The organism is Halomonas sp. M1, from assembly GCF_029581375.1.
Taxonomy (GTDB): Bacteria; Pseudomonadota; Gammaproteobacteria; order Pseudomonadales; family Halomonadaceae; genus Vreelandella.
On sequence record NZ_CP121119.1, the window covers coordinates 2,102,482 to 2,121,077 of the forward strand.

General features: G+C 56.6%; 17 protein-coding genes. 12 read left to right on the plus strand and 5 right to left on the minus strand.

The window, feature by feature from the left end; genetic code table 11:
* Position 1: 1 nt before the first annotated feature.
* Both paaY and paaN read right to left on the minus strand, forming a co-directional pair.
* Positions 2–616, minus strand: a complete 615-nt coding sequence (paaY, locus tag P8S54_RS09545) for a phenylacetic acid degradation protein PaaY (protein ID WP_281441552.1) — start codon at positions 614–616, stop codon at positions 2–4.
* An 11-nt stretch (positions 617–627) separates the two neighbouring features.
* Positions 628–2,304: a phenylacetic acid degradation protein PaaN gene (gene paaN / locus P8S54_RS09550; protein WP_281441553.1), complete on the minus strand. Its 1,677-nt coding sequence runs from the start codon at positions 2,302–2,304 to the stop codon at positions 628–630.
* Positions 2,305–2,670: 366 nt separating this feature from the next.
* On the opposite strand from paaN, the gene paaF reads away from it, so the two are divergent.
* The 12 genes from paaF to paaZ all read left to right on the plus strand — a co-directional run bounded on the left by paaF (position 2,671) and on the right by paaZ (position 15,195).
* Entirely contained in the window at positions 2,671–3,444 is a 774-nt protein-coding gene (paaF, locus tag P8S54_RS09555; protein WP_281441554.1) for a 2,3-dehydroadipyl-CoA hydratase PaaF, read from the plus strand.
* A 16-nt stretch (positions 3,445–3,460) separates the two neighbouring features.
* The gene (gene paaG, locus P8S54_RS09560; protein ID WP_281441555.1) at positions 3,461–4,252 is read left to right on the plus strand and encodes a 2-(1,2-epoxy-1,2-dihydrophenyl)acetyl-CoA isomerase PaaG; all 792 of its coding nucleotides are present in this window, start codon (positions 3,461–3,463) and stop codon (positions 4,250–4,252) included.
* A 1-nt stretch (position 4,253) separates the two neighbouring features.
* Positions 4,254–5,795: a 3-hydroxyacyl-CoA dehydrogenase PaaH gene (gene paaH, locus P8S54_RS09565; RefSeq protein WP_281441556.1), complete on the plus strand. Its 1,542-nt coding sequence runs from the start codon at positions 4,254–4,256 to the stop codon at positions 5,793–5,795.
* The gene (gene paaI / locus P8S54_RS09570; protein WP_281441557.1) at positions 5,788–6,270 is read left to right on the plus strand and encodes a hydroxyphenylacetyl-CoA thioesterase PaaI; all 483 of its coding nucleotides are present in this window, start codon (positions 5,788–5,790) and stop codon (positions 6,268–6,270) included. The genes paaH and paaI overlap by 8 nt, the downstream gene beginning before the upstream one ends.
* The gene (gene pcaF / locus P8S54_RS09575) at positions 6,267–7,472 is read left to right on the plus strand and encodes a 3-oxoadipyl-CoA thiolase (protein ID WP_281441558.1); all 1,206 of its coding nucleotides are present in this window, start codon (positions 6,267–6,269) and stop codon (positions 7,470–7,472) included. Before paaI ends, pcaF begins: the two co-directional genes overlap by 4 nt.
* Before the next feature lie 95 nt (positions 7,473–7,567).
* Positions 7,568–8,881 carry a phenylacetate--CoA ligase PaaK gene (gene paaK / locus P8S54_RS09580; protein WP_281441559.1) on the plus strand — a complete coding sequence of 438 codons (1,314 nt, stop codon included), beginning with the start codon at positions 7,568–7,570 and terminating at the stop codon, positions 8,879–8,881.
* Between the two features lie 303 nt (positions 8,882–9,184).
* Positions 9,185–10,171 (plus strand): 1,2-phenylacetyl-CoA epoxidase subunit PaaA, encoded by a 987-nt coding sequence (paaA, locus tag P8S54_RS09585; protein WP_281441560.1) that lies wholly within the window; start codon positions 9,185–9,187, stop codon positions 10,169–10,171.
* An 88-nt stretch (positions 10,172–10,259) separates the two neighbouring features.
* On the plus strand, positions 10,260–10,541 hold the full coding sequence (gene paaB / locus P8S54_RS09590; protein WP_009101609.1) for a 1,2-phenylacetyl-CoA epoxidase subunit PaaB: 282 nt from the start codon (positions 10,260–10,262) through the stop codon (positions 10,539–10,541).
* Between the two features lie 11 nt (positions 10,542–10,552).
* Positions 10,553–11,383: a 1,2-phenylacetyl-CoA epoxidase subunit PaaC gene (gene paaC / locus P8S54_RS09595; protein WP_281441561.1), complete on the plus strand. Its 831-nt coding sequence runs from the start codon at positions 10,553–10,555 to the stop codon at positions 11,381–11,383.
* Positions 11,367–11,981 carry a 1,2-phenylacetyl-CoA epoxidase subunit PaaD gene (gene paaD, locus P8S54_RS09600; RefSeq protein ID WP_281441562.1) on the plus strand — a complete coding sequence of 205 codons (615 nt, stop codon included), beginning with the start codon at positions 11,367–11,369 and terminating at the stop codon, positions 11,979–11,981. Before paaC ends, paaD begins: the two co-directional genes overlap by 17 nt.
* Positions 11,982–12,000: 19 nt before the next feature.
* Complete coding sequence (gene paaE, locus P8S54_RS09605) at positions 12,001–13,083, plus strand: 1,2-phenylacetyl-CoA epoxidase subunit PaaE (protein WP_281441563.1); 1,083 nt, start codon at positions 12,001–12,003, stop codon at positions 13,081–13,083.
* Positions 13,084–13,152: 69 nt separating this feature from the next.
* Positions 13,153–15,195 carry a phenylacetic acid degradation bifunctional protein PaaZ gene (gene paaZ, locus P8S54_RS09610; protein WP_281441564.1) on the plus strand — a complete coding sequence of 681 codons (2,043 nt, stop codon included), beginning with the start codon at positions 13,153–13,155 and terminating at the stop codon, positions 15,193–15,195.
* Positions 15,196–15,311: 116 nt separating this feature from the next.
* Here the strand turns inward: paaZ and P8S54_RS09615 are convergent, their stop codons facing one another.
* The 3 genes from P8S54_RS09615 to P8S54_RS09625 form a co-directional block, all read right to left on the minus strand.
* Positions 15,312–16,607: a TRAP transporter large permease gene (locus P8S54_RS09615; protein ID WP_281441565.1), complete on the minus strand. Its 1,296-nt coding sequence runs from the start codon at positions 16,605–16,607 to the stop codon at positions 15,312–15,314.
* Positions 16,600–17,142, minus strand: a complete 543-nt coding sequence (locus tag P8S54_RS09620) for a TRAP transporter small permease (protein WP_281441566.1) — start codon at positions 17,140–17,142, stop codon at positions 16,600–16,602. The genes P8S54_RS09615 and P8S54_RS09620 overlap by 8 nt, the downstream gene beginning before the upstream one ends.
* A 72-nt stretch (positions 17,143–17,214) precedes the next feature.
* Positions 17,215–18,276 carry a TRAP transporter substrate-binding protein gene (locus P8S54_RS09625; protein WP_281441567.1) on the minus strand — a complete coding sequence of 354 codons (1,062 nt, stop codon included), beginning with the start codon at positions 18,274–18,276 and terminating at the stop codon, positions 17,215–17,217.
* Between the last annotated feature and the right edge of the window lie 320 nt (positions 18,277–18,596).

Genomic DNA, 18,596 nt, shown 5'->3' on the forward strand with positions numbered 1-18,596 from the left:
TTCATGGTTGTGGCGACTTATCCAGCGTCTGCTGCTTAGGTTGTGTATCACCGGCCAGCAAGGTTGGCCGGTCAGCATCGAGTTCTGCCAGCGGCTCACAGGGCTCCAAGCTGTCACGGCAACGGGTTACTAAGCGCTGATACTCTTGGGTACCCTGCTGCTTCCAGGCAAACTCCTCATCACTCAGCGCCCGCTTAACCTTTGCAGGCGCCCCCATTACCAGCGACTGCGGCTCACACTCGAAGCCTGCCTTGACGAATGCCGCCGCGGCAACGATAGACCGCTCAGCAATGTTAGCGCCGTCCATCACCACGGCGTTCATACCGACCATGGCATCACGCCCAATCACGCAGCCATGCAATACCGCGCCATGGCCGATATGGCCATCCTTCTCGACCTTAGTGACGCAACCCGGAAAGCCGTGCATCACGCAGGTATCCTGAAGGTTCGCGCCCTCTTCCAGCACCAGGCGGCCGAAATCGCCACGCATCACCGCGCCGGGACCTACATAACAGCCGGGGCCAACAATCACATCCCCGATCAACACTGCTGTCGGGTGAACATAAGCCGTCGGGTGCACCACCGGCGTCACCCCTTCAAGTCGATAGTAAGGCATAACGTTCTCCGTTAGTTTGATGGGCTGTGGCGACGGCTTTGCACCACCACGAAACGGCTGGCGACAAAGGCTTGGTTACATAAGGAAGCATTGGCTGCCGGATTACCGCCCGTGGCGTGAAAGTCACTAAAAGCAGCCGACTGGTTGACGAATATCCCCCCATCCAGGTTCAGAGAAAGCGGAACGGCCACATCCATCGCTAGCTGCTCGAACTGTGCGGCCACGGCCTCATCGGTGGTGTAGGCACCGAGTGTTATCGCGCCCTTTTCCCGAATCACCTCCCGCGTCAGTTCAATGCTATGCGCGGTGTTCTCAGTCGCGATGACAAAGCTTATCGGGCCGAAGCGCTCCTCACTGTAGGCAGCTTTCTGCGCTGCATCCACCTTGAGGATAAGCGGCGTGTGGATGCGGGCGTCAGGGAATTGGGCGTGTTTGCGTAACTCGCTGTCCAGCGCTATATCGCCCAGCCCACGACATTCATCAATTCGTGCTCGCGTGTCTACTGACTGCAGGGCACCTAACACCGTGCAGGCGCGGTCATTGTCACTCAGAAACGCCTGGACAGCTTTCGCAAGCGCTGCCGATATGTCATCAAAGCTTAAATGGCCATCCGCTGTTTCGATCCCGCTTTTCGGTACATAAATGGCCTGAGGGGTCGTGCACATCTGCCCAGAATAGAGGCTCAGCGAGAAGGCCAGGTTCGCCGTGACCGCTTTAAGGTTATCCACACTGTCGATAATAACCGTGTTGATGCCGGCTTTCTCGGCAAACACCTGAGCTTGGGTGGCGTTCTGTATTAGCCAGTCTCCGAACGCGTTGGAGCCGGTGAAATCGATTAGTTTGACCGCAGGGTCAAGCGCCAGCGTCTTGGTGAGCGGCGCATCGACAGTGTCGGGTACCAAGCTAACCAGACAAGGATCAAAGCCCGCTTCCTCCAGTACCTGTTGAACAACCCGTGCGGTCATCGCCACAGGCAAAATAGCGCCAGGGTGTGGCTTAAGGATGACCGGATTGCCCGTCGCCAGACTGGCAAACAAGCCAGGATACGTATTCCAGGTGGGAAACGTGGAACAGGCCACTACCAACGAGATACCGCGCGGAACGATGTGAAAACGCTTATCCATGACAATGGGATCATGCTTGCCCTGGGCCTTGACCCATTTCGCGGCAGCGGGAATCTGAGCCATTGCCTGCCAAGCATAGGCCACGGCTTCAAGGCCGCGATCCTGGGCATGCGGCCCACCCGCTTGAAACGCCATCAACGGCCCCTGGCCGCTGGTATGCATCACCGCCTGGGCGATCTCTGGGCTCATGGCATTAAGGCGTGACAGGACTTCCATACACACCCCAACACGCGCTTGCGCCCCGGCATCCCGCCAGTCGCGCATTGCTACTTGCATGGCCGCTACCAGCTCGTCGAGGTTTGGCTGGTCATACGTAATGCCGAGTTCAAAGCCATAAGGTGACACTTCGCCACCCACTTGCTGGGTGCTGCCAACACCATTAAGTGCAAATGGCTGATTGAGTAGTGACTCGAACGTCGACGGCGCCGCTTTAACGGCATCCTCGGGGTATTTCCGCATGCTTTCTGGATAGGGCGTCCAGAAATTACGGCTGGAAATGGCATCGACAGCTTGGTCAAGAATCTCACGATGAAGGTCGAACATCTGCTGCGCTGATTGCGTCATGGGGCGCTCCTGCACTCACTTATTTTTTGATACGCTATATTTTTGAAGACTATCTTTCCCGTAACAAAACATCAAACGCTTTCCCTGTCACCACTTACTAAAGAACGGGTGAACTGATATCTAAAAACTCGATATATAGGGGTTAAAAGTCGCTTTTTTAGCCACGCACCCAGGCTTCATACCATGGTCTAACAACCATATTTCGTTCGCCAAAATGCACTCAAGCCATTGTTAATAAAGAACAAATGATCAAAAATAACGTTAAGCGACACACTAACAACATCTAAACAATATTGATGCGTATCAAAATAAACCTATACTCGGCAGATATTCATCCTGTGCGCCACAGGCCGAACTGAGGTAAAAATGCCCACTACTCTAAAAACAACCCCACCCCAGGAAGGCGTTTTATGCATCACGCTGAATCGCCCAGACGCACTGAATGCGCTTAATACGCAGCTTCTCGGCGAGCTCGCCGACACCTTGAGCAAGGCTGATAGTGACGACAACGTTCGCGCCGTGGTGATTACCGGCAGTGCGAAAGCGTTCGCCGCCGGTGCGGATATTAACGAAATGGCCGAACGCGATCTGGTCGGCATGCTGGAAGATCCTCGCCAGCACCACTGGGCCACCATTACGCGCTTTCGCAAACCGATCATTGCCGCCGTCAATGGCTATGCCTTGGGCGGCGGCTGCGAACTGGCCATGCATGCCGACATCATCATTGCCGGTGAAAACGCCCTGTTTGGCCAGCCGGAAATCAACCTGGGCATCATGCCCGGCGCTGGCGGCACCCAACGATTGCTTAGAGCGGTAGGCAAATCTCTGGCTACCCAAATGGTGCTGACCGGCGAGCCAATTTCTGCTCGCCGTGCCCTTGAAGCTGGCCTGATTAGCGAGATTACCCAACCCGAACTCACCCTTGAAAACGCCATGGCCATTGCAACACGCATCGCCGCCAAGGCACCGCTGGCGGTGCGTTTAGCGCGGGAATCGCTGCACAAGGCGATGGATACCGACCTAGCCACCGGCCTGCGCTTTGAACGCCATGCATTCACCTTACTGGCGGGTACCGCCGACCGCGAAGAGGGCATTCGCGCCTTCCAAGAAAAACGACCTGCCACTTTTCAAGGGCACTGACACAAGGATATACCCCATGAGCCAAGCGCCCCTGCTTTACACCGTGGAAGACGGCGTTGCCTGCATTACGCTAAACCGCCCCGACAGCTTGAACAGCTTCAATACTGAGATGCATGCCGAGATGCGCAAGGCGCTTAAGGACGTGCGCCAGGACGCAAGCGTTCGTGCTTTGTTGCTGACCGGCAACGGCCGCGGCTTCTGCGCTGGCCAAGATCTTTCCGACCGCAGCGTGGCCCCCGGTGAGCAAGCCCCCGATCTCGGCGAGTCACTTGAGAAACGCTACAACCCCATGCTGCGCGCTCTTAAAGATATGCCGTTCCCGACCATTTGTGCGGTGAACGGCGTGGCCGCAGGTGCCGGTGCCAACATCGCCCTGGCCTGCGACATCGTGTTGGCCGCACGCTCGGCGAGCTTTATTCAGGCTTTCTGTAAAATCGGCTTGATTCCCGACTCCGGCGGCACCTGGACCCTGCCTCACTTAGTGGGCATGGCGCGTGCCAAGGGCCTGGCGATGCTTGGTGACAAGCTGCCCGCCGAGACTGCCGAACAGTGGGGCATGATTTGGCGCTGTGTCGACGATGAGGCGCTTCAGGAAGAAGCCATGAACATGGCTCGCCACTTGGCCACACAGCCGACGCGCGGCTTGGCGCTTATCAAACGCGCCCTGCATGCCAGCAGCGATAACAGCTTCAACGAACAGCTCGATCTGGAGCGCGATCTACAACGCCTTGCCGGGCGCTCCGACGACTACCGCGAAGGTGTCAGCGCCTTTATGGAAAAACGTCGCCCCACCTTCAAGGGAGAGTGATATGGCAGCCCTACCCACGTCCGCCGTCATTGGCGTGATCGGCGCAGGCGCCATGGGTGCCGGTATCGCTCAGGTAGCCGCCCAGGCTGGCCACTCGGTAATCTTGCACGACAATCAGCCGGGTGCCGCCAAAGCAGGTATCAACAACATTCGCCGCCAGCTGGAAAAGCGCGTTGCCAAGGGCAAGGTGAGCCAAGCCGATGTGGATAACATCATGGCTCGCCTACAGCCCGCCGACACAATCGACGCCCTGGCCGACAGCCGCCTAATTATTGAAGCCATTGTTGAAAACCTTGAGGTTAAACGGCAGGTGTTCGCCCAGCTCGAAGCGCTATGCTCGCCGGATACTTTGCTCGCCAGCAATACCTCGTCGCTGTCGATCACCTCCATTGCCGCAGACCTGAAGCACCCTGAACGCATGGCGGGACTTCACTTCTTTAACCCCGCCCCAGTGATGAAGCTAGTAGAAGTGGTGTCAGGCCTGGCGACCACCACAGATGTTGCGAACACCCTTTTCGATACCGCTAGCGCCTGGGGCAAGGTGGCGGTACACGCAAGCTCTACCCCTGGGTTTATTGTTAACCGCGTGGCGCGGCCATTTTATGCAGAAGGGCTACGCCTGCTGCAGGAGCGCGCAAGCGACGCCGCGACCCTAGACGCACTGCTGCGTCAGGCGGGCGGGTTCCGCATGGGGCCCTTCGAGCTAATGGACCTGATTGGTCATGACGTTAACTATGCCGTGACCCGCTCGGTGTTTGATGCGTACTACGGCGATACCCGCTTTGAACCCTCATTAGTACAGCAAGCCTTAGTTGAAGCAGGCCGCCTGGGGCGCAAGTCAGGCCTAGGCTTTTTTGATTACTCTGCTGAAGAGCACGCCAAACCACAGCCTGCGTTTGCCGCCCCCGCAAACGCAGCGTTGCCGCCGCTGGTCGTCCAGGGCGCAGACAACAACACCCTTGCCCCGCTGTTGGAACGCGCCCAAAACGCAGGGGTTGAGGTGGTTTACCGCGAGTCGCTGCAGCCAAGCGGCACACCCCGCTTATACCTAGGCGACCTGGTACTGGGCCTCAGCGACGGACGCTGCGCAGCCGAACGCGCGACCAATGAAGGGCTCGATGCCCTAGTACTGTTCGACTTATGCCTGGACTACCGCAGCGCCAGCGCCATCGCGCTTGCTGCTAGCCACAAAACATCACCCGAGGCCCGCCAACTGGCCACCGCTTTCTTCCAGCGCCTGGGTATGGACGTAGCCTGGCTAACCGACACGCCGGGGCTGGTAGTGCTACGTACCGTGACCATGCTCGCTAATGAAGCTGCCGATGCCGTGCTGCAAGGCGTGTGCAGCGCTAAGGATGGCGACCTAGCGATGCAGGCGGGCGTTAACTACCCACAAGGCCCTCTGGCCTGGGCAGACTCACTGGGCCTGCACTTCGTTCACCGCACCCTTACACACCTGCAGCAGAGCTACGGCGAAGAGCGCTATCGCAGCTCGTTCCTGCTGCGTCGCAACGCCTTGGGCGGGGGAAGCTTCCATGAGTGATGCCCAACTGACCCCACAACAGCTGGCGGAAGCCTGTGCCAAGGCAATGTTTGCCCGTGACCATGCCAGCCAAGGGCTGGGCATGCGGGTTACCCGCGTAGCCCCCGGCTTTGCAGAACTGACCATGACCGTACGCCAGGACATGGTGCAGGGTCACGGCAACTGCCATGGCGGGTTTCTGTTTGCCCTGGCTGATTCCGCCTTTGCCTTTGCCTGCAATAGCTACGATGAGGCCACGGTGGCCTCAGGCTGCAGCATCGACTACCTCGGCCCCGGCCAGCTAGGCGATGAACTCATCGCCACCGCCGAAGAGCGCAGCCGCCGCGGGCGCACCGGCATTTACGACATCACGTTACGCAATCAGCATGGCGATACCGTTGCCTTGTTCCGTGGGCGTTCCTACAAAATTCGCGGCAGCGTACGCCGCTTGGAAGACACTGACGCAGAAAATACTGCTGCTGGAGATAACCAATGAAAGACGCGCTGATCATTGATGCCATTCGTACCCCAATAGGACGCTACGGCGGCGCGCTTTCGAGCATGCGTGCCGATGACCTGGGCGCCATACCCATGCGCACCCTGATGGAACGCAACCCGAACGTCGACTGGTCGCTGATTGACGATATCTTTTACGGCTGCGCCAACCAAGCAGGGGAAGATAACCGCAACGTGGCGCGCATGTCCGCGCTGCTGGCCGGGCTTCCGGTCGAGGTGCCTGGCTCCACCATCAACCGCCTTTGCGGCTCTGGCATGGACGCCATCGGCAATGCCGCCCGCACCATCAAGACCGGCGAAGCGGGGCTAATGATTGCTGGCGGGGTGGAATCAATGTCCAGGGCGCCCTTCGTGATGGGCAAGGCGGAGCAAGCTTTCTCACGCCAAGCCGATATTTTCGATACGACCATTGGCTGGCGCTTTATCAATCGTGCAATGAAAGCTCAATTCGGCGTGGACTCCATGCCCGAAACCGCTGAAAACGTGGCTGAGCAGTTTGGCATTTCCCGAGAAGATCAGGACGCTTTTGCACTGCGCAGCCAGCAGCGTACCGCCGCCGCTATCGAGGCTGGCCGCCTTGCTGAAGAGATCGTTCCGGTCGAAATCCCCCGCCGCAAACAAGACCCGTTAGTGGTGGATACCGACGAGCACCCGCGCGCCGCCACGACCGCCGAGCAGCTCGCCAAGCTACCCACACCCTTCCGCGAAGGCGGCAGTGTGACAGCGGGTAATGCCTCTGGGGTTAACGATGGCGCCTGTGCGCTGCTGCTGGCATCCCCCGAGCAAGCAGAGCGTTTTGGCTTAAAAGCCCGCGCCCGCGTGGTAGGCATGGCCACCGCTGGGGTGGAGCCGCGCATCATGGGGTTCGGCCCCTCTCCCGCCACCCGTAAGGTACTTGCCCAGACCGGGCTTACCCTCGAACAGATGGACGTGATCGAACTCAATGAAGCCTTTGCTGCTCAAGCGTTGGCAGTCATGCGCGACCTGGGCCTGAGCGATGATGCCGAACACGTCAATCCCAATGGGGGCGCTATTGCACTCGGCCACCCGCTGGGCATGAGCGGCGCTCGGCTTGTGACCACTGCCTTGCATGAACTCGAACGTCGGCAAGGACGCTTTGCGCTATGCACCATGTGTATTGGTGTCGGACAGGGCATTGCTCTAATCATCGAGCGCTTATAAGACGATTTCATAGGCCACGACTTCATGGATCACTACCCCGCCCATGGCTCATAAAACGTTGACCCAATAACAACTTGCTTGACCGGAGACCCCTGATGAATCAGCCCGCTACGCGTATCGACACTGCGACTCTCGACCCCTTGGAAACCGCCAGCGTCGACGAGCTGCGCGCCACTCAGGTCAAGCGCCTGAAGTGGAGCCTGAAACACGCTTACGACAATGTGCCGTTCTATCGCCAGTCTTTCGACAGAGCAGGAGTGCATCCCGACGATATCCAGACGCTAGCGGATCTCGCCAAACTACCGTTCACCACCAAGGCCGATCTGCGCGACAACTACCCGTTTGGCATGTTGGCCACGCCAATGAGCGAGATCGTGCGCATTCACGCGTCCAGCGGCACTACTGGGCAGCCCACGGTGGTGGGCTACACCCAGAAAGATATTGATGTGTGGTCCGATGTGGTGGCGCGCTCAATCCGCGCCGCTGGCGGCAGCCGCAACGACAAAGTGCATGTGGCGTATGGCTACGGCCTGTTCACCGGCGGGCTGGGCGCGCATTACGGTGCCGAGCGCCTGGGCTGCGCAGTCATCCCCATGTCGGGGGGCCAGACGGAGAAACAGGCTCAGTTGATTCGTGATTTCCAGCCAGACATTATCATGGTCACGCCCTCGTACATGCTCAACATTGCTGACGAGATGGAGCGCCAAGGCATCGATCCACATACACTGCCGCTGCGCACCGGCATTTTCGGTGCCGAACCCTGGACCGACAGCATGCGCACTGCCCTAGAGCAGCGTCTGGGCATCGATGCCCTCGATATTTACGGGCTCTCCGAGGTAATGGGGCCAGGCGTGGGCATGGAGTGCCTCGAAACCAAAGATGGCCCCACCATCTGGGAAGATCACTTCTATCCCGAAATCATCGACCCAGTCAGCGGTGACGTCCTGCCAGACGGTGAGTACGGCGAGCTGGTGTTCACCACCCTAACCAAAGAAGGCCTGCCGGTGATTCGCTACCGCACCCGCGACCTGACCCGCCTGCTGCCAGGCACTGCGCGCCCTATGCGGCGCATCGACAAGATCACTGGCCGCAGCGACGACATGCTGATCATTCGCGGGGTTAATGTGTTCCCCACCCAGATCGAAGAGCAGCTGCTTAAGATCGCGTCACTTTCTCCCCACTACGAGATCGAAGTCAGCCGCCAAGGCAATATGGACATGGTGCTTGTGCGGGTAGAGGCGAATCATCATGACATCGCCCGCGACCCCGTAGCCTGTGAAGACGCCGCGCAGCAGCTCCAGCATGCCATCAAGACATATATCGGTATCAGCACCCAGGTTGAAGTGTGTCCGGTAGAGAGCGTTATGCGCTCGCTGGGCAAGGCCAGACGCGTCAAGGACCTTCGCTGATTCAGCTCCTTAACGCTTAGCGGCCTCAGGTAAGCAACGCCGCGCCAACGCAGCCCCTGTAGGAACTCCCCTACAGGGGCTTTTTTACACCCAAATAGTCAGCAAACGTCAGAAAAAATATCATATTAAGAATCACTTATCCTTGGTCATTTTTACTATATAAAACAACAACATTGTCTTTATACGTAATCACAAAGTCTTAAAGTGACACACAAAAATACTTGTTGATAAAATATTTCGTGTCACTATACTTTAAACAAGATAAGCCACACTCCCTGATAGTCCGACGCCGCGGAGGTCTCTATGTACGCGCAGCTCGTTGAAACCGGTTCTAACAAACTTAAAACGCTTGATGAGATGAGCCCTGAAGAACGCCAGTTCCAGGAGCGCATCAATGATGAAATTAAAATAGAACCCAAGAATTGGATGCCGGATGCCTACCGTAAGACGTTGATCCGTCAGATTTCTCAACACGCGCACTCCGAGATCGTCGGTATGCTGCCGGAAGGTAACTGGCTGACACGTGCGCCGACCCTTAAGCGCAAACTGCAGCTAATGGCCAAGATTCAGGACGAGGCGGGTCACGGCCTGTACCTTTATAGCGCCATGGAAACGCTAGGTGCCGACCGCGACGAAGAGATCGACAAGCTTCACGATGGCCGCGCCAAGTACTCCAGCATCTTCAACTACCCCACGCTCAACTGGGCTGACATGGGCACGATCGGCTGGCTAGTCGACGGCGCAGCCATCGTCAATCAGGTACCGCTACAGCGCACCTCTTACGGTCCCTACGCGCGCGCCATGATTCGCGTGTGCAAGGAAGAGAGCTTCCATCAGCGCCAGGGTTATCAAATTCTGTTGACCATGATGCAGGAGGGCACTGACGACCAGAGAGCCATGGTGCAGGACTCCATCAACCGTTTCTGGTGGCCATCGCTAATGATGTTCGGGCCATCCGATGAGAACTCACCCAACAGCGCTCAATCGATGGCCTGGAAGATCAAACGCCACAGCAACGATGAGCTGCGTCAGCGCTTCCTCGACCAAACCGTACCGCAGCTAGAGCTGCTGGGCTGCACCGCCCCTGATCCGGATCTCAAATATAACGAAGAGACTGGTCACTATGAGTTCGGTGAAATCGACTGGCAGGAGTTTTTTGACGTAGTGAAAGGCAACGGCCCCTGCAACCGCGAGCGTGTCGAGGCACGTCGCAGCGCCATCGATAACGGTGCCTGGGTACGTGAAGCCGCCGTGGCCTATGCCGCCAAACGTCAACGACGAGCGGCCTGATTTTAAAACCTGCTCTTAAAACACGTGATCCTTACAACAATGGGGAGTCTCGCGAGTCGAGGCTCCTCTGACCACTGAGGCTTCTCTCATGGCTGACTGGCCCCTCTTCGAAGTTTTTATACGCAGCAAGCATGGTCTTAACCACAAGCACGTCGGTAGCGTACACGCCGCCGATCGCTGCATGGCAATTGAAAATGCCCGCGAGCTTTACACCCGCCGTAATGAAGGGGTAAGCATCTGGGTGGTTCCAGCCAGCGAAATCACCGCCTCTTCTCCCGACGAGAAAGAGCCGCTGTTCGACCCGTCTAATGACAAGGTCTATCGCCACGCCTCCTTCTACAAACTGCCGAAAGAAGTCGGCCACATGTGAGGGAGGCAGTGATGCAGAACCTAGCTCTGAAAAACCCAGTTCAAAAAAACATAGCTCAAAAAACACAAACACCGTTGACCGATTACCTGCTACGCCTTGGCGACAGCGCCTTAGTGCTTGGCCAGCGCCACGCTCAGCTGTGTGGCAAGGCCCCAGCGCTGGAAGAAGAAATGGCGTTGATGAATGTGGGTCTTGATCTGTTCGGACAGGCGCGCAACTGGCTAGGCTATGCGGCTGAGCTGATAGCCGCTGAAGGCGGTGGCAGCCAGCATAAAATTGATGCCGATCACCTGGCTTTTCGCCGCGACGCACACGACTTTCGCAACCTGCTGATCGCCGAACAGCCCAACGGTGACTTCGCCGACATCATGGGACGCCAGTTCCTGTTCGATGCATGGCATGTTCACCTACTTGACGGCCTAGCCGAATCCAGCGACCCGCGCATTGCTGAAGTGGCCGCTAAGTCACTCAAGGAAGCGACGTATCACCTGCGCCGCTCCTCCGAATGGGTTATTCGCCTAGGTGATGGCACCGAAGAGAGCCACACCCGTATGCAGCGCGCCCTCAACAATCTCTGGCAGTTTACCGGCGAGCTATTGCAAACCGACGAAATTGACCAGGCCATGATAGAGGCCGGTATCGCGCCTGACCCGGAAACCATTGCCGCTCGCTGGAAAGCGACGGTGGAAGAGGTGCTTGAGGAAGCCACGCTGGAACGCCCTTCCTATGACGCCTGGATGTATACCGGCGGCAAAGTTGGGCATCACACCGAGCACTTGGGCTTTTTGTTGGCGGAAATGCAATACCTGCCGAGGACGTATCCTGATGCGACCGTCTGGTAACCCACCGCCTGCTCCTATCGGTAATGGACCTGTCAGTGAAGGGCCTATCGATGACTGGCCCTCCAGAGACCTGATCGGCAGCGACCGCAGCGGGCTGCCACGAGCGGGCGAAAACGGCGATGTCGACGCTGTACTGGCCGTTTTACAGGAAGTGCCAGACCCGGAAGTGCCTGTGGTCAGCGTGGTTGAGCTGGGGATTGTGCGCGATATCGACTGGGTGGACGGTCGGTTGGCGGTCAACGTGACGCCAACTTACTCCGGCTGCCCAGCGACGGAAGTTATTGAACAGCATATCCATGAAGCACTGGTGGCCGCTGGCTACTCAGACCCGCTGATTCAGCGCCGCCTATCCCCCGCCTGGACCACCGACTGGCTAACCGACGAAGGGCGCGAAAAATTGCGCGCCTACGGCATCGCACCGCCGGTAGGAAGTGCTAGCAAACGTAGCCTGACAGGCCAGTCTGATCCGGTCGTGCCCTGCCCTTTATGTGGCAGCAACGCGACCGAACGCGTCAGCGAATTCGGCTCTACAGCTTGCAAGGCGCTCTACCGCTGCCGCGATTGCCTGGAGCCTTTCGATTATTTCAAGTGTCTGTAAAACGACGAGACCATTTCCCATGAGCCGATTTCACGCCCTGACCGTCAAGGATGTACGCAAGGAAACCCATGATGCCGTTTCCATTGCTTTCGACATTCCCAACGACCTGCTGGACGCCTTTCGTTTCACCCAGGGGCAGTACCTGACACTGCGCCACGACATCAACGGCGAAGATGTTCGACGCTCTTATTCAATCTGCACCGGCGTCCACGAACATGAGATGAGAGTCGCCGTCAAGCTGGTGCCAGGCGGCAGCTTTTCCAGCTTTGCCAACCAACAATTAAAGCCTGGTGATCGCCTTGACGTGATGCCGCCCCAAGGCAAGTTCTTCGTGCCGCTCGATCCCAGCCGTGAAGGCCATTATCTGGCGGTGACCGCTGGCAGCGGCGTTACCCCCATCATGTCGATTGTTTCCACCACCCTGGAAAGCGAGCCAAAAAGTCGTTTTACCGTCATCTATGGCAACCGTTCCACCACGGGCACGCTGTTTCGCGAGCGACTACAGGATCTCAAGGATCGTTACCTAGAACGCCTCAACATCATTTACGTGTTCAGCCGCGAACAACATGAAATCGAGCTGTATAACGGCCGTATCGATGCCGATAAGTGCAATGCCCTGTTTGATCGTTGGGTAGACGTACCCAAACTCGACGCTGCGTTTATCTGTGGTCCGCAAGAGATGACCGAGATTGTGCGTGATGTCTTGACCAACCACGGACTACCGAAGGACAAGGTGCACTTTGAGCTTTTCACGACGGGGCTACCGACCGCAGGCGCCAAGCGCCGCAAGGCAACCAGCGCCGCTGAGCTTGAAGCAGAAACTTCGCACATCAAAGTGATCATCGACGGCCGCACCATCGAATATAACCTGCCCCGCAATACCCAGAACATTCTGGACGCGGGCAACGAAAACGGTGCCGATCTGCCGTTCTCATGTAAGGCTGGCGTGTGCTCCACCTGCAAGTCCAAAGTCATCGAAGGCGAGGTGGAAATGGACGCTAATTACGCTCTGGAAGATTACGAAATAGATGCCGGCTACGTGCTGTCCTGCCAGTGCTATCCGATCAGCGACAAGGTGGTCCTCGATTTTGACGAGGTGTAAGCCCTAGTCCACCTACTTCCAAGCCGGCGACCACGCCGGCTTTGCCTATGTTGTACGGGAGAACACGCAATGCCAGTTTTACAGAGTTACATTGCCGGTCAGTGGTTTGGCAAAACCGAGTCCAAAACACTAATCAGCGCCATCAACGGCGAGACCGTTGCGCATACTCACCAAGAAGCGATCAATTTCCGTGAAGCAGTAGCGTATGCCCGCCAAACCGGCGTAAAAAATATGTTGACGCTGGATTTCCAGCAGCGGGCTGCCATTCTTAAGGCGCTGGCCGCCTATATCCAAGAGCGTAAGCGTGAGCTCTATGCCATCTCCCACCACACCGGCTGCACCAAGGCTGACTCTTGGATCGACATTGACGGTGGTTTCGGCACCCTGTTTACCTACGCCTCCACGGGGCGTAAGGAGTTGCCCTCCGGCAATGTGGCCCACGAAGGCCCAGTGACCCAGCTAGGTAAAGAGAACCACTTCAACGGCACCCACATTCTGGTGCCCCGCCGCGGTGTCTCGGTGCATATTAATGCCTTCAACTTCCCCATCTGGGGCATGTTAGAGAAGTTCGCGCCCGCCTTTCTGGCAGGCATGCCGTGTATCTTCAAACCGGCAACGGCGACCAGCTACCTGACCGAAGCCGCCGTGCGCGTCATCATCGACTCTGGCCTACTGCCGGAAGGTGCGCTGCAACTGGTGATTGGCGGGGCGGGCGACCTACTAGATCACCTAGAAGAACAAGACTTTGTGACCTTTACTGGCTCAGCGAATACCGCCCTAATGCTGAAAGGCCACCCTAACATTATGGCAAAGAGCATTCCCTTCAACGCTGAAGCGGATTCACTCAACAGCGCCATCATGGCCCCGGATGTAAGCCCGGAAGATGAAGAGTTCGAGATCTTTGCCAAAGAAGTGGTCAAGGAAATGACCGCCAAGGCAGGCCAGAAATGTACCGCGATTCGTCGAGTGTTAGTGCCCGCCGAGCATCTGGATACATTGGCGGACATGATTAAAGAGCGACTTTCCAGAATCGTGGTCGGCGACCCCAATGAAGAAGGTGTACGCATGGGCGCGCTCTCGTCCGGCGACCAGCTACGCGACGTAAACGAAGCTATCGAGCAGCTGCTGGAAACCAGCGAGTGCGTTTTTGGCAGAGATGGCAACTTCAAGCCTGTCGGCCAGGGCGTGGAAAACGGTGCTTTCATCACTCCCCACCTACTGATCAACCGCAACCCACTGAACGATGGCGGCGCTCACGACATTGAAGCCTTTGGCCCTGTTGCGACGCTAATGCCTTACAGCGGTATCGACGAAGCGCTGGCCATCGCCGCCAAGGGCAAAGGCAGCCTGGTAACTACGCTGACCACAAAAGCCCCCGCCATTGCTGCCGAAATGATCCCCGTGCTAGCCGCCCAGCACGGCCGCCTGCACATTCTAGATGCTCAGGCATCAAAGGAGTCTACGGGTCACGGCTCTCCGCTACCGATGCTCAAGCATGGTGGGCCTGGCCGCGCAGGCGGTGGCGAGGAACTCGGCGGTATTCGTGCAGTTCACCACTACCTGCAGCGCACCGCTATCCAAGGCTCTCCGACCATGCTGGCGGCAGTCACAGGGGAGTATGTGCGTGGCGCCAAGGTGATCGAGAACGATATCCACCCGTTCCGCCGCCATTTCGACGACCTGCAGGTGGGTGAGTCACTGTTAACCCACCGCCGCACCGTTACCGAAGCCGACATCGTCAATTTTGGCTGCCTTTCCGGCGACCATTTCTACATGCACTTCGACGACATTGCCGCGAAAGAGACCCAGTTCGGCCAACGTATTGCCCATGGCTACTTTGTGCTGTCGGCGGCTGCGGGCCTGTTCGTCTACCCAGGCGAAGGACCTGTACTGGCTAACTACGGCCTGGATACGCTGCGCTTTATTACACCTGTGCTGGTCGGCGATACCATCCGCGCCCGCCTCACCTGTAAACGCAAAATTGATCAGGGCCGGGCCTCTCCCGACGGGCACCCACAAGGCGTGGTGATGTGGGACGTGGCCGTGACCAATCAACATGATGAGCTGGTCGCCAGCTACGACATTTTAACGCTGGTCGCGAAACGCCAGTAACGTTTCAGCCGATACAGCTAGACAAAAAAGCAAGACAAAAACGGATGACAGGGCGCTTACCCTGTCATCCGTTTCCTTAGCACGGACGTTAATAGAACCGCATTAATCGCGCAGCGTTAATACAGCAACTGCGGCAGGAACAGCACAATCGCTGGGAAGATAAGCACGAGTAGTGCGCGGATGGTACCTGCGACCCAGAAAGGGGTGACGCCACGAAAGATAGTGCCCGTTGATACATCCGGCAATACAGCCCGCAATACGAACACGTTCATACCAACAGGGGGCGTTATCAAACTGATCTCGATGACAATAACGACAAGTATGCCAAACCACACCAAGTCGTAACCTAGCCCCGCAACGACAGGGAAAAATACCGGCACGGTTAGCAGCATCATCGACATGCTTTCAAACACACAGCCCAGTATCACGTAGATAGCGATAATCACCAGAATGACCACAAAAGGTGCCACATTGAGGCCATTAACCAGCGCCAGCAAGTCTCCAGGCAGCCCCGCACGGTTGATAAAGTTAGCGAAGATCAGCGCCGTTAACACCACTGCAAATAGCATCGCCGTAGTACGCACGGTGTCCATCAACACATTCATCAACACTTGTGGTGTCAGCGCACGCCGCGTCAGTGCAATCAAAAATGCACCCATCGCACCAATACCGGCTGCTTCTGTGGGCGTAAACACGCCTAGGTAAATACCGCCAATCACCAGCACAAACAGCGCTAGCGTACTGCCTACGCTTTTTAGTGCTTGAATCCGCTCTGCCCATGGCACTCTCTCTGCTGCAGGACCTGCACCGGGGTCACGCCAGAGAACCCACTTGATGGCACCTATATAAAGAAAAATGCCAAGAATGCCGGGAATAAAGCCAGCCGCGAACAGCTCACGAATACTGGTTTCGGTCAGAATTCCATAAATCACCAACATAACGCTCGGTGGTATCAAGATACCCAAGGTGCCACCCGCAGCAATGGAGGCAGCGGCAAGCGAATCCTTATAGCCATACTTGCGCATTTGCGGCATGGCGACTCGGCCCATGGTCGCGCACGTCGCCAAGCTCGATCCACATATCGCGCTAAAACCGCCACAGGCAACAATCGTCGCCATCGCCTGACCACCCTTGCGGTGACCTAGAAAGCCATTAGATGCTCGAAATAAGGCATCGGATAATCCCGCATGGGAAACAAAGTTGCCCATAAGAATGAACAATGGAATAACCGACAGCCCATAGTCCATGGCCGTGTCGACTACCCGACGTGCCGCCATTGCCTCAGCAGCATTCCAATTGCCGGTCAGCAGATAGAACCCGCCAAACCCAACGATACCCATCGCAAACGCCAGGGGCACACGCAGGAACACTAAAAACAGCAACACTGCGAAACCGTACAGCGCTTCAGTCATGAGACTCTCCTTTGCTCAATGGGCCGCCTTTTTCGATTACCTTAAGCCCTTCGAGCAAATAGAAAACGGCTCGCATGAGAGTGAGTAGCGCTGAAAGCGCGAGCATGATGGCGATCAACCCGATCAGATAACCGCGTGGAATGCGCAAAAACTCGGTCACGTCTCCCCATGAGAAAGCGCGCTCTGCCAGTGCCCACACGCGCTGCGCCATCACCCACAGGGCGGCCGTCACGATCAGGTTAACAATCACTTCACGTATCCAGACAAGCTTTGCTGGGAAAACCGCATCAAGCAGATCAACAGCGACATGCTCTTGACGCCAACAAACGACCGGCAGCGACAGAAATACCAGCGCTGCCAACATCAGCTGGGTTAATTCAACGGTGCCAAGGATGGGGGAGTTAAAAAAGTAGCGGCCGCCTACGTCAGCAGTGGTCAACAGCATCATGCCAAAGAGGGTAGCGCCGGCCACCCCCTCTAGCATCATCTGCAGAACCCGGCTAACGCGCGTAGCACGTGCCATTTGGGTTTGCATGGTCGCTCTCCGTCTAGCGCCAGTAAGTACTTACTTTGAGTTATCAGGTGCCAAGTCTTAAGGGGCTAAGTCTTAAGGTGCTAAGTCATCAGGTACTAGGCCACTTACGCTCTCTTCTTCCGCTGCAGCAATAAGCTGCTCGCGATAGAATTCGATAGCGGCCATCGCATCGACGTTGCGGTTTTCTGAGACAGACTCAGCCCACTCAGCAATCATGCTGTCACTCATACTTTGCAGTGTGTTGAGGTCATCGCTACCGAGTTCGGTAAAGGTGTGGCCGAGTTCTTCTGCAAAGTCGACGCCACGCACATCCGATACATCCATCATGTAGCCGAACAAGCGAGACAAGCGCTCACCCGAGACTGATTCAACGGCCTCACGATCCTCAGGCGACATTTCATCCCAGATCATGGGGTTGACGACAATGGTGAAACTGCCGCGATAGAAACCGCCATCGACTTTAAGGGTGTAGGGGAAAATCTCTGCCACGCGGAAGCTGCGCAGCCCTTCAGGCACTAGCATGGCCCCGTCGATGACGCCCTGAGAGCCCGCTTCATAAACCCCTGTAGGCGGCAAGGCAACGCCGGTCAGCTCCAGGGCATTAGAGAGGTCTCCCATTACGCCACCGCCTACGCGAATGCGCTTGCCTTTAAGGTCTTCTAAGGTTTCGTATTGCTCACTGCTAAAGATCCAGCCGGGCCCGTGGACACCGGCGGCCACAACATCAACGCCACGGTGTTCACCTGCCGCTGCCAGATACTCCTGGTGGGTGCGCCAGTAGGCACTGGAGGCATGTTCCGATGAGAAGTCCTGGAAAGTGGGAAATTCCGGAAGCTTGGTTAGCTGAAAGCGACCAGTGTTATAGCCGTGGAAAACCCAGGTCGCATCGGCGATACCATCGGCCACCATTTCCATCTGGGAAGCCGGGGGCCCCATATCATGTATCACGTCTACGGTTACGCGACCTTCCGTTGCTTCTTCAATCCACGCTTTCCACGTTGGCCATACCATGGTGTTGATGCCGTGATTCGGGCCAGCCCAGGTACTCACGGTGATGGTTGTTTGTGCAAAGGCGGAGGTGCTCAGCGTTGCGGCGGCAATGGCGCCGACCATTAAATTTGTTGTTTTATTCACTTTTCTTTCCTCTAGTCGTCACGAAGCGGAAGCGCTAAACGTGATACTTTATTATTCTATTAAAAAAAATATATGAATCACGTTATTTGTCACAATGCCTGCAGATACGTGGATCGTGCAACGACCCATCGACTAATAGATGCTAATACTTAAGTATTAATCAATATTTATTTATTAAATTACAATGCCTTATATGAAAAATAACCACTCCCTTGAGTCGCTATCAATGACTATAGGGGATGATTTTTCTCTCAGCTTTTTTGTTACACAAATATTATCTACTGAGCCACTAACGACGCCCCATTGATAGCATGCCGCTT

Excerpts from the sequence above, each read along its gene's own strand:
- paaY (WP_281441552.1), bottom strand. The coding sequence starts at position 616 with ATGCCTTACTATCGACTTGAAGGGGTGACGCCGGTGGTGCACCCGACG.
- paaN (WP_281441553.1), bottom strand. The coding sequence starts at position 2,304 with ATGACGCAATCAGCGCAGCAGATGTTCGACCTTCATCGTGAGATTCTT.
- paaF (WP_281441554.1), top strand. The coding sequence starts at position 2,671 with ATGCCCACTACTCTAAAAACAACCCCACCCCAGGAAGGCGTTTTATGC.
- paaG (WP_281441555.1), top strand. The coding sequence starts at position 3,461 with ATGAGCCAAGCGCCCCTGCTTTACACCGTGGAAGACGGCGTTGCCTGC.
- paaH (WP_281441556.1), top strand. The coding sequence starts at position 4,254 with ATGGCAGCCCTACCCACGTCCGCCGTCATTGGCGTGATCGGCGCAGGC.
- paaI (WP_281441557.1), top strand. The coding sequence starts at position 5,788 with ATGAGTGATGCCCAACTGACCCCACAACAGCTGGCGGAAGCCTGTGCC.
- pcaF (WP_281441558.1), top strand. The coding sequence starts at position 6,267 with ATGAAAGACGCGCTGATCATTGATGCCATTCGTACCCCAATAGGACGC.
- paaK (WP_281441559.1), top strand. The coding sequence starts at position 7,568 with ATGAATCAGCCCGCTACGCGTATCGACACTGCGACTCTCGACCCCTTG.
- paaA (WP_281441560.1), top strand. The coding sequence starts at position 9,185 with ATGTACGCGCAGCTCGTTGAAACCGGTTCTAACAAACTTAAAACGCTT.
- paaB (WP_009101609.1), top strand. The coding sequence starts at position 10,260 with ATGGCTGACTGGCCCCTCTTCGAAGTTTTTATACGCAGCAAGCATGGT.
- paaC (WP_281441561.1), top strand. The coding sequence starts at position 10,553 with ATGCAGAACCTAGCTCTGAAAAACCCAGTTCAAAAAAACATAGCTCAA.
- paaD (WP_281441562.1), top strand. The coding sequence starts at position 11,367 with ATGCGACCGTCTGGTAACCCACCGCCTGCTCCTATCGGTAATGGACCT.
- paaE (WP_281441563.1), top strand. The coding sequence starts at position 12,001 with ATGAGCCGATTTCACGCCCTGACCGTCAAGGATGTACGCAAGGAAACC.
- paaZ (WP_281441564.1), top strand. The coding sequence starts at position 13,153 with ATGCCAGTTTTACAGAGTTACATTGCCGGTCAGTGGTTTGGCAAAACC.
- P8S54_RS09615 (WP_281441565.1), bottom strand. The coding sequence starts at position 16,607 with ATGACTGAAGCGCTGTACGGTTTCGCAGTGTTGCTGTTTTTAGTGTTC.
- P8S54_RS09620 (WP_281441566.1), bottom strand. The coding sequence starts at position 17,142 with ATGCAAACCCAAATGGCACGTGCTACGCGCGTTAGCCGGGTTCTGCAG.